Here is a 12,073-nt window from a genome sequence, read left to right on the forward strand (position 1 = left end):
ATTGAATACCGCGATTGAAAAGCTTGGAAGCAAGAGGTTGCAAGAGCGTTTCTGAGCAGTGTCTATGCTGGTTTCAGCAATATTCGCAAGATTTCAGAAGTAAAATTAAGAAGTAGTGAGAGCAGGGCGAGTGAGAATATTTGCGAATGCTAGAATTTAAAGAACGGGCCCGTAGCTCAACTGGAAAGAGCATCGGATTTCTAATCCGAGGGTTGGGTGTTCGAGTCACCCCGGGCCTACCATTCATGCGGGTGCAGTCGGCGCTGAATCTCTTTCTTGCGCTCCGACACATCATCTACTCTCGCCCTTTCTTTGCCGCGCGCCCGCGCTCTACGGCCATGTAGGTCACGGTGTCCCAGGCGTTGTGGATCCCGATCAGTAGCAGCAGGAGCGCAGTGCCAGCGACTGCGAACAAAGACGGCGTAGGATGCCGGTGCAGCAGGGCAGCTGACGCTAATAATGCCGCGTATCCGAGCAATGGAAGCATGATGTACCAGGCCCAGTCTTCCTTGTCCGGGTGATAGCCAGTCTGCCGGCGCGCATGCCGGACGACGCTAATGGCGTACGCGAGTCCTATAGCTCCGCAGGCGCCAAGCCCATAGCCGGCGCTGGAAAGAGTGTGCCAGGGCGCGCTCATGATCGCCGAGATGAGCAGCGAGGCGCAAAAATGCACCACGGTCGGCGAGCCGAAGGCGCGAATCTCCAGCATGCTGGTTGCCGCTTCCATGTCCGCGACCAGCGCGATCACCACGAATTGCAGTCCGGTCAGGGCCCCGGCGGAGGAGCCGACGATGACGTAGAAACTTTCCCACTGCGAGAGCGGCGAGACTGCGGCCTCCATGATCGCGCAATCCTCCTCTTGAGGGCAGAAACTTTATCATGAGCGTAGGGGAATGGAAGGCGAGCTGAGTTAAGAACCTGATGGTGAGCGGAGAGCGATGGCGTATTGCTTGATGGCTGCAACCTCGGCAAGAATGGCCGCTCCTAAACGCATGGCGTCTTGCTTGGCGGGGCCGATGATGTGCGAAGCCAGGGTGACAAGATCGTTGGCGTGGGTTTCCACAAGGTCCAGATGCATTTGCAGGCCTTCGAACTTATCTGATTGCAGTCGGGCCATAGGCTTCCTCAGGGGACCGCGATATGGGGCAGGGGGATGAGTGTCTGTGCGTCGCATTCTCGCGGTCCGCATAAGTTTTATTTTTCATGTCTTAGTTTCTGCTTTATCACGACGGCGGTGCCATCTTCGCGTGCGTGCTTGGCGGCGCAGTGCTTCTTGAACTCGCGTTGCAGCGCGCGCATGGCATGCTCGGCATCTTTAAACTTTCCATCCAGCTTCAGGTCAGCGGCGCAAAGGGAGCACATCCCAACTGCCCCAGAGCTTTGTAACAGTTTGAAGATCAGCAGGGGCTTGGCCACGGCAACAAGATGACACACTTTTAACGCTGACGCTAGGGGCTTAACGTTGGCGTTATGTGGCTAGTAACTAGGGATTTGGACCGAGTTTCGGCTCGTCAGAAATAGGGCTTGCGGCGGACAAGAGTGTCCGCCCTACACCGCCTGCCAAATCGTATAGCGGGGAGGGAGGGACGAAATGCATTGTGCTCGCCTGCACCGACGGAGGGCGCCTATCCCCCAGTAGATAAGGGAAGTGCCCGAAGCCACGTAGGGGCAGCCGCCCATTGCGCTATAGAGCTTTCCCCGGATTTCCACACTGCCAGTTCTGGGCTTCTCTAATCTCTGTGGATTTTTGTGTGGATAAGGAGCCAGCCTTCTCAGCAGGGGAAAACGCTTAGCTGGAAAAGCGGGTCACCAGCTGCCGAACGACCTCCACGAAGTGCTTCACCGGTTCACCCTTACTTATAAAAGCGTCAATGTGCTGCAAGGTGTCCGGGTCAGTGCCTGAATGGAGGAGGATGGGTACGGTTGGCCTGAGCGCCTTAAGCTGGCGCGCCAATTGAGAACCGCTGGCCCCGCGCAGCATGTGGTCTGCAATAACCAGACTAATGGGTGCCTCACGGAAGGTCGCCAGCGCCTCTTCAGTCGTGGTTGCCTGTAAGACTTGGTAGCCTTCCAGCGATAAAATCTGCTGCAGCATGAGGAGTTGGGCGGGGTCGTCCTCAACGCATAGGACTACGGACCTGCTGGCATGGATCGACGGTATGGCTGGATGCAACAAGCGGCACCGTCAACGATGGTGACTCCGAGTGGCTGATCTTGTCAAGTGATGGAGGCCCAGAGGTAACCTGACCTAAGGGCCCGCGAAAAATCAGGACCGTTAAAGGATGATCAAGGTACGGCGCACGTCGCTTGGTTGCTCGTCCTTGTCTGTGTCCGGTGCGACCTGGGGCTGGACTTTTTGCGGCTTCTTGCCGCCCTTTTGGACTTGCGGATCCGCAGCGGGAGCGCCCGGCTTAGCGGCCTGCTCCTGGTGGCCGATTTGGGCTTTCAGGGAATTGAGCTGCTGACTGTCGTGAAAGAGCTCGCGAATGAGCCAGCCTTGGGAGTTGATGGTGTTGCCCTGCTCGACGATGACCATGGTCATAAGACCGTAGGCGACCACGAAAAGCACGGTCAATAAAGGAAGAAGCGCGCGCTTAGGTTTCCGGGCAACAATTAGTTGGTCTATTTGGTCGGCCAAAGCAGCCCCCATCCGCCAATCATTCTGACGACCGCAATTAAGCACCTTGCTGGCCAGTGTTGCATTCTTGTTAAACACCTTGGAATCAATGCCCTGGGAATTTCAAAAGCAATGCTGCGTCACCCCCGGTGCAATCCCGTGCATATAAAAGGAACCCGGAGATGCACAAATCCACGAATCAGAATAGGGGCCCAGTTACGCGGCCTTGGCAGGCTGCTTTTCAAACGCGGGCAATTGTACAGTGAAAGTGGTTCCGCTGCCGATTTCGCTGGTAAAGCTGATATCTCCGCCGCTGGCCAGTAGGATTTTCTGGGCAGTCGAGAGCCCGAGTCCGGTACCAGTCTGCTTGGTCGTGAAGTAGGGAAGAAATATCTTCTTCTGCTGCTCCGGTAAGATCCCTTCGCCCGTGTCCTGTACCGACGCAATTACCATCCCGGAGCGCTCCTCGCAACGGGCCGTAAGACGGCCGCCACGGGGCATGGCCTGGATGGCATTGACAATCAGATTGGTGAAGACGCGACGCAGGTCGGCGGCATTGGCGCGGACTGGCGGCACCGGCTTGAACTCGGTTGTCACGGTCAGCCCATTGACACCCCGCCACATCGGGCGGGTGAGGTCGAGCGCATCCTGGAGCATCTGGCGAACGTCCACCTGGGCACTTTCGCCGCTGGCTCCGCGAACGTACTCGCGTACCCGCTTGATGATTTCTGCGCCTCGCCGGGCGGCATTTTCAATCATGCCCACGTAGAAGCGCTGATCATCGCTTTGGTTAGGCTGTGACTGCAGCAGCGCGGCGGCCTGGGTGATGGTGTTCAGCACGTTGTTGAAGTCATGGGCGATACCAGAGGCCATCTGTCCGATGGCGGTGTGCCGCTCGGCATCGGCCACTTGCCGCTGTAACTGGGTAATCTCGGTTACATCGCGAACCACCAGGAGCGCGCCTATGGTCGCGCCTTCAGCATCGCGCATTGGATTGGCGGAAACCAGCGCGTTCATAGGGGAACCGTCCGCCCGGCTGGAAAATACTCGCGCTTCATTCTGTACAGACTCCCCCGCCAGCGCCCGGGTGACCGCTAGGTCGGAGAGAGCCATGGGTTGCTCATCCTGCTGTAGACCCATGTGCTTGGCCAGAAAACTTAGGTGGGCGCCGTGAATTTCCGCGCGGGTGCATGCGCAAATTTGCTCGGCGGCCCGGTTCACGTCAACCAGCCGGGAATTGCTATCGAAAATGAAGACCGCCTCCGGCATGCTCTCCAACAGCGTATTGAGCTCCAGCAACTGCTCCCGGACGACCCGTTTCTGCCGGCGATGCGCCTCCATCAAGTAGATCAATACAATCGCAACTATGGGAAACATCCCCAACTTGGTGAGGTTGTGCAGGTGCTCGCTGACGGGCGGGTGATTACGTACGAAAAGCGAGGCGCCAATGCACAGCGCCACCGAGAGCAAAGCGGGTCCCGCCCCGGCGTAGGCTTCCACCGCCGCCACCCCGGCGAGGAAGAGCATGGGGATATATCCCACCAATGGCTCAATGCCCCGCACTACAAAGATGGCCAGCACGCTCGCCACTGCGGCGAACACGTAGCCAAGGACGGGACGATCTTTCAGCAGCTCTCGCATAGGGGGACTACTCAGGTTAGATGCGTCTAGCAGGCATTAGCGACGCCAGCTCCCTATTTACCGCCTAACAGCAGCTTGGCTATAGTCTGGAGCTGCATGTTGGAGGTCCCTTCGTAGATCTTGCCGATCTTGGCGTCGCGAAAATACTTTTCAACAGGATAGTCCTTGGTGAAGCCGTAGCCGCCGTAGATCTCGACGGCGAGGGAGGTCACCCGCTCAGCGACTTGCGAGCAGAAGAGCTTGGCCATCGCGGCTTCTTTGACGAAGTTCATGCCGACATCTTTCATGCGAGCGGCGTTGTAGACCATCAGGCGTGAGGCCTCGATTTCGGTGGCCATTTGCGCCAGTTGGAACTGAATGCCCTGATATTCGGCAATAGGCTTGCCGAACTGCTTGCGTTCTTGTGCGTACTTGGCGGCGTATTCCCAAGCGCCGCGTGCCAGGCCGCACATCTGTGCGCCAATTCCGATGCGGCCCTCGTTCAGCGTTTCGATGGCGATCTTGTAGCCCTTCCCAGCTTCGCCCAGCAGGTTGTGGCGGGGAACACGACAATCCTCGAGGATGAGCTCGCAGGTGCTGGAGGCACGAATGCCCAGCTTGTCTTCTTTCTTGCCGACCGTGAAACCGGGGAAGTCCTTCTCCACCAAAAACGCGGTGATGCCACGATATCCGGCGCTCGGATCTATGGTGGCGAACAGAACGAAGAGACCGGCTTCCTTGGCATTGGTGATCCACAGCTTGCGGCCATTGAGCACATAGTCGCCGCCGCGTTGCTCGGCCCGGGTTTGCAAGGCAAACGCGTCGGAGCCGGAGGCCGCTTCACTTAAGGCATAGGCGCCAACCATCTCGCTGGCCATACGCGGTAGATAACGCTTCTTCTGCTCTTCAGATCCCCAGCGCAGCAAGGCGTTATTCACCAGCGTGTTCTGCACATCTACCACGACTCCCGCGGAAGCATCCACGCGGGAGAATTCTTCGACGGCTAGAATGGCTTCGAAGAAAGTGCCGGCTCCGCCGCCGTATGGTTCGGGGATTTCAATGCCCATGAGCCCCAGTTGGAAGAATTGGCGGACCAGGTCTTTATCGAAGACGCCCTTTTCGTCCATTTCCCGCACCAGCGGACGGATCTTCTCCTCCGCAAATTGGCGGACGTTGTCCCGAAATAGGACTTCATCCTCACTCAGGGCAACTAAGGGAGGCGCAACATCGGGTCTTTGTAACGTGCTCTCAGGCATACGGATTCCTTGGATGCAGGTTCAGAACCCTGAATTCTAGCACTCGCTGCAGAAGCAGTTTTGAGGAGCGCTAGAGTCCCTCGGAGTGGGTGCCGATAGCGTCCCCAGGGTGTCCTGTCATGAAGCTGCGACTTGTCACAATAGGCTTGTTGATTGCAATCGTAGGTTGCGGATCGAAATCCGCGAATTCACCTCTGTTAAGCTCTCTGCCTCGTTCATACAATGGGACAGCTTCAGTGGGTGATTTTCTCATCATAACGCTGGATCCGGCGGCCCTGACGCTGACCTATAAGAACCTTTCGAATGGGGATGGCGCGACAATTCCCTATACCGTCAATCCGGACGGCACCTACAAGCTCGATGATCCTACTGGGAACCTGTTGGCGGCCTATGAAGTGCCGGACTTCGCCCTGCTGGTACAGGCTGCCAAAACCGGGCCCAAGCACAATGCACTTGCTTTGGTGACCGCAGTCAACAGCAGCAAAATATCCCTGAGCACCTGGGCGAGCCACAAGTTCAACTATATGCAATTTCGTACCGCCTCAGGAGGACTGGAGGTCGGCTCCGTCAATGTCGATAATCAGGGCAACATAAGCGTCAGTTCCTACTGGCCCTACGGCGCGCTCGGTCCAGACCCGCCTTTTCACCAGGGAACCTTTCCAGCCAGCGGCATCCAATCCGATCCTTCAGGAACGTTCCTGATCTCGAGCGACAACGGAAGCCAAGACTATATTTTCGGAACTCCGAGCGGAGTCTTCGCTGTGGACACTCCCAATGGCGCCATTCTTGGTCTGAAGAAGGACGTCAGCAAGGATTTCGACCCTGCGTGGGCGGGAACTTATGAAGCCATCTACTATCAGAAAAAAGATGCCAACACGGGGATGAATAATGTGGAAACCGGCACTGCCAGTCTGGGAAATGCAACCATGATCGTGGGCACGAAGGGGAATATTACGGTGAACGACCCTCAGGGGAAAACTCTGCTGCAGGCTACACTGACTCCGATTGCCGATAGTTCATATTTATACGGTCCCGGCAAACTCCAAGATCCATGCCATGGACTGTTCACGTTCAGAGTTTTAACGGCGGACTCTCAACAGGAGGTTTTTGTCACCTTCATGGAACGCTCTATCCTCTTCTCCTCCTTTCATGCGACCCTGCCCTGGGATTCGGGGAACTCGTATGACTACCTCTACGGGGTGGGAATCAAATAGCCACCCCATGCGATAGGCCAAACAGAAATAGACAAAAAATTCTCCGTCCCATTTAGGATGTTGCGGCGCCGGTACCGGCTTTTCCAGAAGGCGCTTCGCGAAAGGGACGGCCACGATGACTTCACCGCTATTTGGCGAGTTCATGGGCACCATGATTCTGATTCTGCTTGGTAATGGTGTGGTAGCGAATGTGTTGCTGAAACGGACGAAGGCCGAGGGCGCGGGTTGGATGGTAATCACTGGCGGGTGGGCATTTGCGGTGATGGCGGGGGTTTTCACCGCGGTGGCCTGTGGCAGCCGGGACGCCTACCTCAATCCTGCGATCACGCTGAGCGCGGCCATCATTTCCGGAGGTTTCGCGAAAGTCCTGCCTTATGCCGCGGCCGAATTGCTTGGAGCTTTTGCGGACGCCACTTTGGTATGGGTGTACTACTTGCCGCATTGGCGAGAAACACCGGAACCGGGATTGAAACTTGCCTGCTTTTGCACCGCCCCTGCCATTCGCGATCCGGTCTCGAACGTGGTTAGCGAGATCATCGGGACGTTTGTGCTGGTCTTTGTGGTAGCAGCGATTTTTTCCAAGGCTGTCACTTCGATCTCGCCGGTGGGAAGTCTGGGGCCTTACCTGGTAGGGAGCCTGGTGTGGGGGATCGGGCTTTCCCTGGGCGGAACCACAGGTTATGCAATCAACCCCGCCCGCGATCTCGGCCCCCGCATCGCGCACGCATTGTGGCCTATTGCCAGGAAGGGAAGCTCCGAGTGGAACTACGCTGCCATACCAGTGATCGGTCCACTGTTGGGTGGGGTACTAGCAGGAATATTGATTCGTTACTTGAAATTTTAGGGCGAGAGGCAGCTACTTCGCAGGTTTTCGGCGGTAGACAAGCTTCAGGCCGTCGCTCTGAAGAATGCGCTGGATCTGGTTGCGAGCGTGGATTGACCACGGGCCCGAACTATCGAGGCGCACGTACGACCGCCAGTGCTTGAGCGCCTTGCGCGGTTCTTTCATCTTTTCGTAGGCGAGCGCTAGATTGTAATGGGCGTCGGCGTATGTGGGCGCGAGCATCAGCGCTGTGCGATAAGTCTCAATGGCTTCCGGCACGCGGCCGGTTTCATCCAGAACATTGCCCAGGTCAAAGTGCGCCAAAGCGTAGCGCGGATCCACCTGGATGGCGGCGCGATAGTGCAGCTCGGCCTTGATGTAATCCTGGCGGTTGTAATAGACAGTGCCTAGATTAATGTGGGCGGCGGCGTGTTCCGGTTCCATGCGCAACACTTCTTCGTAAGCTACGATGGCTTCGGTTTGGGTGGAAGCTTCTTCCTCAAGAGCGATGCCGCGGGCGAAAAGTTCAGCGACATCGCGCGCCGTGGGCATGCTCCGGACATTGGTGGAGACCAGGTTATTTTCCGGCGCGAAGTCCATTACAAACTGGCCGGCGATGGGCTCCACGGTCTTGCCATCATGACGAAATACCACGCGCGCGCCGGAGGAATATGTTCCTGCTTCCAGTAATGGGTTTTCCATCCCGGCCACCTGTTTTTGCATAGCCTGGAGGGATTCCCGAATGACTGCAGGGCGTACCTTGCGGGCGCATAGGTCGCGCACTTTTTTGATTTGCAGGAGATCAAAAAAGGAGTAGTTTTCGGCGACAGTGACAAGGCCAGCTCTTTCCCAACCCAATAACTGGCGCGCCGTGAGGCGAAGGATGCGCAGCAGGTCCGCTCGATGGTATCGGTGCACGGCTATATTTGTAATACTACGCATATTATGTGAAGACGCGCGGTTAATTAGCAATAGGAAACTTATCTTAATTGTGGATATTGGGAACCTGGTTGTACAAGAGTGGGATTTTGCGCCGCCGCTGCATCAGGCTGCTAGAGCGCGTTTCCGGATTGAACGGAAGTAAGGCGCACCGCTAGGTAGAACGACCGACCGCCAATTTTTACGGGCCGTGTTTTCCACACTCGGAGGGCCAAGATGGAAAAAACTGTGATGTGCTCGCTGTGTAGCACGACCGTCACTATCTCGGGCCCCGACTTGAACAGCCAAATGCCGGAAGTAAAGATCGAGGTGCCATGTCCGGTCTGCCAAACCATGAACGGGCTCACCTGGCCGCTGGGGTGGCCCCATTCAGTCAAACTCGGCAAATAGCGCGACGCCGTCGACGCGGCGCCCAACCTCCCGGCCCGAGAACACGCACCCGTGTAGGGGGCTTTCCTGTCATATAAGCACCGGATTGCAATTGCAGAAAACTGGACTACTCTCTGCGCACGGAAAGGACTCAACCTTTACCACCCGCGCCGCTCTCCGGCTGAGCTCGAGCGGCGCGGTTTTTTGTGGGCGCATCATGGCGCAGTAGCCCCAGATTCACCAAGTCGCGACGTAGGGCCGCAGCATCGGTGAATCGGATGCCATACATTCCGAGCGCACGCGCGGCCTTTACGTTGGATTCGACGTCGTCAATGTACACGGCGGATTTCGCATCAATCGCGAATCGCTCAAGTAACAGTTGGAAGATTCTCGGGTCGGGCTTCACCAGCTTCACTTCACCGGAAAGCATAATTCCCCGAAACCACTGCAACCAGTCAAAGCGTTTCACCGCCCAGGGGTAGGTTTCAGCCGACCAGTTGCTCAGCGCATATAGTGGAACACCTTCAGAGCGCAGTTCAGCCAGGAGGGAAACGCTCCCGGGGATGGTCCCGGCCAGCATCTCGTCGAAGCGATCGAACCAGGCGTCTATCAATGCAGATTTCTCGGGATGGAGCGCCTTCAGGGAACCACAAGCCTCAGCAAAGGACCGGCCGGCATCTTGCTGGAGATTCCAGGCCGGGGTGCAGACGGTTGCCAGGAAATGTTCCATGGCGCCTTCGTTGCCGTTGAAGAGCTTGCGATATAAGTATCGAGGGTTCCAATCAACCAGCACGCCGCCAAGGTCGAACACCACCACGGATGGTTCAGACTTCATGATCTGAATTTATCAATTTGGCAGAGCTTTATACATGTCTGAGGTAGGCGGCTCATCCAGCGGACAACTGCTAAGCCCTGCGATGCGCAGCCCGGCGTCTTCCGCAGTTCTCGAGGAATTGTTCGGATTGTCGAAGGACTTCTTCGCAGATGTGCGTTAGATTTGCGCTGCGAGGCCGGCGTTTGGCGTTTGTGCTGGTGACGCGTTCCAAGGCGTCAAGGAGAGCCTCGATCGGGTCACCCTTAGTGATCTGGGCGTAACTCATGCGAACGAGCGACGAGGGTAACTCTCCCACAAAGCCGGACAACACGATGATGGGCAGCTCAGGATGATCCCGTCGGAGCCTTTCGGCAACTTCGTCGCCACGCATGCCCGGCATTTTGTAGTCCAGAATGACGGCATCAATGGTTTCACGGCGGGCTATCTCAAGACCAGCGGGGCCATCTTGGGCGGTGAAGACGGCGTAACCCTTGTACTCAAGGAACTGCTTGCGTACAGACAGACCTGCAGAATTATCGTCAACACAGAGAATTACAGGCTGGCGGGACACGACGGGGACTCCCTTAAACTCACGTTATTCCTCAAAACCATGTCAGTCAAGACGGACCTGAAAAATTCCGCTTGACCCGTTCTGGGTCAACACTTTTGACCGCCGTGGCATCAATATTGCCGACGTATGAACGGAGGTCTGGGTGCCTTTTACGCCGCAAGAACTAAGAGAAATCAAGGAGCGCTCCAGGAAGCTGGTATTGAAGGCGCAGGAGATCCGTTACCGGCTCGAAAGGGCCCATCTCACCGCCCGTGATTTGGCGTGTGCGCTGCGACAAAAAAAAACTAAGGTCCGCCCGCGACCAGAAACTGCGCTTTGAGCCGGCTGTACGCGTCTGAGCAAAATCGAGCAACCTCATTAGGCTGGCGAAGTATCCAGCATGGTTGTTCGAAGCCTACCCGGGATCGAGGTCGGTGTTGCGCACCAGGAAAATGTGGCCGTTAGTCGAGCACATGAAAGGTGTAAATCCGCCCACATTCCGCAGAATGCCTTCGAAGTTGACGCTAATCGCGACAGGTTTGTCGAACAAAGGCTGAATTTCCGAGCGGAAGCAGATGGGGCACGCTTGGGGGAGGACCATGAGTTTAACGCTGGAGTTAGCCGCAAAGCTTAGTACAGCTGTCCGGGAAATTCAAGCGGATTGAATGTGGTTGCTATTGCAGGGACACATGGCAGGCCGCTAACTCAACTCCGTCGCAGTGATCAGGCGGCTTCTCGACTGCGCTAAACCGACTCCGCTTTACTGGACACCGCCACGTCAGCCAGTACCTCTCGAAGTACGCTGTCGATAGTCTCGACAGCTTGTTTGACTGGTTCGGTTGCCTGTGGCGCGGCCAGGTAGGTCGTACATTCAATTGTTTGCAAAGCATTCCGAATCCGATCGTTCATTCGGGCAATGGTCTGAAATCGGCGAAGCATTTCACGCCGCCGCTCACGTATCAAGACCTGCCAGCGGAAGCTGAACACAAATGTCAAAATAGTTGCGAAGGAGGTTCCTACAATACGTAAAGGCCCGCCTCGATGTAGCCAGCCATCATAGATAAACCATTGGATTGAAATAGATGCCGCCAGTACGAACATGCAAGCTAACAACGAGAACAGAGCAATCCTGGTGGTTGACAAAATTGGAGAAACTGACATTGTTCCGTCTTCGGGCGAACGCATACGAGTCCTATGGATGAGAGAGACTATACTCGTTCTGGTCTGACACCAGGTAAGCATTTGAGCGCAGTTGATGGGAGTTCGGATGCGGGTCTCTGTGGATGACGCGGCGTTTCCGTGCACTGGGTCAACCACCAGTTGACGCCACTCCCTTGAGCCATTGAAGCATGTCTTACCCTGCTACATATCGCGAGCGCACTAGGTGTCCCGAGTGCCACTCCAAGGTAAAGCTGGAGGCTGTTAATTTTCTCCCAAAGTTTCAATGCCCGAATTGTGGAAAGGATATTCGAGTTTCTCAAACCTATCAGCGCACTATGCTCCCAACAATATGGATAGCGGGCTTGATTATCCCCTATGTCGGGGGAATGAGTTTGTGGATTGCCTTACTTTGTTGGATACCCATTGTCTGGGTAATGGGGTTTCTTTGGACGTATGCCGGGAAATACGTGTTTTCCCCCAAACTTGAACGATATGTTCCCAAACAAACCTCCATACTGGGCCTTGGTTCCAACTAAGGGCTTGCCGAAATATTAACTGAAAACTATAGAACGGTACGTTCCACCCCAGTCTTCAGTGCTTGTTCTTGGGTCGAATTAGGCGGACATTCTCCGGCGTTGTATTAATGCTTGGGAAGTCTCGATGATTTACTTGAAGAGCGCACTTGGTTGGAGTGGCGTCGCGTGTCCAAG

At 56.0% G+C, this 12,073-nt stretch carries 14 protein-coding genes and 1 tRNA gene; 3 read left to right on the forward strand and 12 right to left on the reverse strand.

Annotated features, from left to right (window positions below; translation table 11 throughout):
* The first annotated feature begins 165 nt into the window (after positions 1-165).
* Positions 166-242, forward strand: a tRNA-Arg gene (locus VFA76_16350).
* A 53-nt stretch (positions 243-295) separates the two neighbouring features.
* On the opposite strand, the gene VFA76_16355 is transcribed toward VFA76_16350, so the two are convergent.
* From VFA76_16355 to VFA76_16385, 7 genes are all read right to left on the reverse strand, one after another.
* Positions 296-841: a hypothetical protein gene (locus tag VFA76_16355; protein HZR33419.1), complete on the reverse strand. Its 546-nt coding sequence runs from the start codon at positions 839-841 to the stop codon at positions 296-298.
* Positions 842-910: 69 nt separating this feature from the next.
* Positions 911-1,117, reverse strand: a complete 207-nt coding sequence (locus tag VFA76_16360) for a hypothetical protein (protein HZR33420.1) — start codon at positions 1,115-1,117, stop codon at positions 911-913.
* 77 nt (positions 1,118-1,194) lie between these two features.
* The gene (locus tag VFA76_16365) at positions 1,195-1,362 is read right to left on the reverse strand and encodes a hypothetical protein (GenBank protein HZR33421.1); all 168 of its coding nucleotides are present in this window, start codon (positions 1,360-1,362) and stop codon (positions 1,195-1,197) included.
* Positions 1,363-1,789: 427 nt separating this feature from the next.
* Positions 1,790-2,173, reverse strand: a complete 384-nt coding sequence (locus tag VFA76_16370; GenBank protein HZR33422.1) for a response regulator — start codon at positions 2,171-2,173, stop codon at positions 1,790-1,792.
* A gap of 102 nt (positions 2,174-2,275) precedes the next feature.
* Positions 2,276-2,638 carry a hypothetical protein gene (locus VFA76_16375; protein ID HZR33423.1) on the reverse strand — a complete coding sequence of 121 codons (363 nt, stop codon included), beginning with the start codon at positions 2,636-2,638 and terminating at the stop codon, positions 2,276-2,278.
* A gap of 195 nt (positions 2,639-2,833) precedes the next feature.
* Entirely contained in the window at positions 2,834-4,258 is a 1,425-nt protein-coding gene (locus VFA76_16380; protein HZR33424.1) for an ATP-binding protein, read from the reverse strand.
* A 53-nt stretch (positions 4,259-4,311) separates the two neighbouring features.
* A complete protein-coding gene (locus tag VFA76_16385) occupies positions 4,312-5,493 on the reverse strand; it encodes an acyl-CoA dehydrogenase (protein HZR33425.1) in 1,182 nt (393 codons plus the stop codon).
* 236 nt (positions 5,494-5,729) lie between these two features.
* Here VFA76_16385 and VFA76_16390 point away from each other — a divergent pair, with 236 nt between their 5' ends.
* Both VFA76_16390 and VFA76_16395 read left to right on the forward strand, forming a co-directional pair.
* The gene (locus VFA76_16390; GenBank protein HZR33426.1) at positions 5,730-6,707 is read left to right on the forward strand and encodes a hypothetical protein; all 978 of its coding nucleotides are present in this window, start codon (positions 5,730-5,732) and stop codon (positions 6,705-6,707) included.
* A 115-nt stretch (positions 6,708-6,822) separates the two neighbouring features.
* Positions 6,823-7,551, forward strand: a complete 729-nt coding sequence (locus VFA76_16395) for an MIP/aquaporin family protein (GenBank protein HZR33427.1) — start codon at positions 6,823-6,825, stop codon at positions 7,549-7,551.
* Between the two features lie 12 nt (positions 7,552-7,563).
* Here the strand turns inward: VFA76_16395 and VFA76_16400 are convergent, their stop codons facing one another.
* From VFA76_16400 to VFA76_16420, 5 genes are all read right to left on the reverse strand, one after another.
* Positions 7,564-8,472: a tetratricopeptide repeat protein gene (locus VFA76_16400; GenBank protein ID HZR33428.1), complete on the reverse strand. Its 909-nt coding sequence runs from the start codon at positions 8,470-8,472 to the stop codon at positions 7,564-7,566.
* Between the two features lie 517 nt (positions 8,473-8,989).
* Entirely contained in the window at positions 8,990-9,673 is a 684-nt protein-coding gene (locus tag VFA76_16405) for an HAD family phosphatase (GenBank protein ID HZR33429.1), read from the reverse strand.
* A 70-nt stretch (positions 9,674-9,743) separates the two neighbouring features.
* Complete coding sequence (locus VFA76_16410; protein HZR33430.1) at positions 9,744-10,223, reverse strand: response regulator; 480 nt, start codon at positions 10,221-10,223, stop codon at positions 9,744-9,746.
* Positions 10,224-10,617: 394 nt separating this feature from the next.
* On the reverse strand, positions 10,618-10,752 hold the full coding sequence (locus VFA76_16415; GenBank protein HZR33431.1) for a hypothetical protein: 135 nt from the start codon (positions 10,750-10,752) through the stop codon (positions 10,618-10,620).
* Positions 10,753-10,946: 194 nt separating this feature from the next.
* Positions 10,947-11,387 carry a hypothetical protein gene (locus tag VFA76_16420; GenBank protein HZR33432.1) on the reverse strand — a complete coding sequence of 147 codons (441 nt, stop codon included), beginning with the start codon at positions 11,385-11,387 and terminating at the stop codon, positions 10,947-10,949.
* Between the last annotated feature and the right edge of the window lie 686 nt (positions 11,388-12,073).

Source organism: Terriglobales bacterium, assembly GCA_035651655.1.
GTDB lineage: Bacteria > Acidobacteriota > Terriglobia > Terriglobales > Acidobacteriaceae > DASRFG01.

What these genes read in the sequence shown, in the direction of transcription:
- VFA76_16365 (HZR33421.1), bottom strand. Translation starts at nt 1,362, where the DNA reads ATGTGCTCCCTTTGCGCCGCTGACCTGAAGCTGGATGGAAAGTTTAAA.
- VFA76_16360 (HZR33420.1), bottom strand. Translation starts at nt 1,117, where the DNA reads ATGGCCCGACTGCAATCAGATAAGTTCGAAGGCCTGCAAATGCATCTG.
- VFA76_16420 (HZR33432.1), bottom strand. Translation starts at nt 11,387, where the DNA reads ATGCGTTCGCCCGAAGACGGAACAATGTCAGTTTCTCCAATTTTGTCA.
- VFA76_16355 (HZR33419.1), bottom strand. Translation starts at nt 841, where the DNA reads ATGGAGGCCGCAGTCTCGCCGCTCTCGCAGTGGGAAAGTTTCTACGTC.
- VFA76_16405 (HZR33429.1), bottom strand. Translation starts at nt 9,673, where the DNA reads ATGAAGTCTGAACCATCCGTGGTGGTGTTCGACCTTGGCGGCGTGCTG.
- VFA76_16380 (HZR33424.1), bottom strand. Translation starts at nt 4,258, where the DNA reads ATGCGAGAGCTGCTGAAAGATCGTCCCGTCCTTGGCTACGTGTTCGCC.
- VFA76_16395 (HZR33427.1), top strand. Translation starts at nt 6,823, where the DNA reads ATGACTTCACCGCTATTTGGCGAGTTCATGGGCACCATGATTCTGATT.
- VFA76_16385 (HZR33425.1), bottom strand. Translation starts at nt 5,493, where the DNA reads ATGCCTGAGAGCACGTTACAAAGACCCGATGTTGCGCCTCCCTTAGTT.
- VFA76_16400 (HZR33428.1), bottom strand. Translation starts at nt 8,472, where the DNA reads ATGCGTAGTATTACAAATATAGCCGTGCACCGATACCATCGAGCGGAC.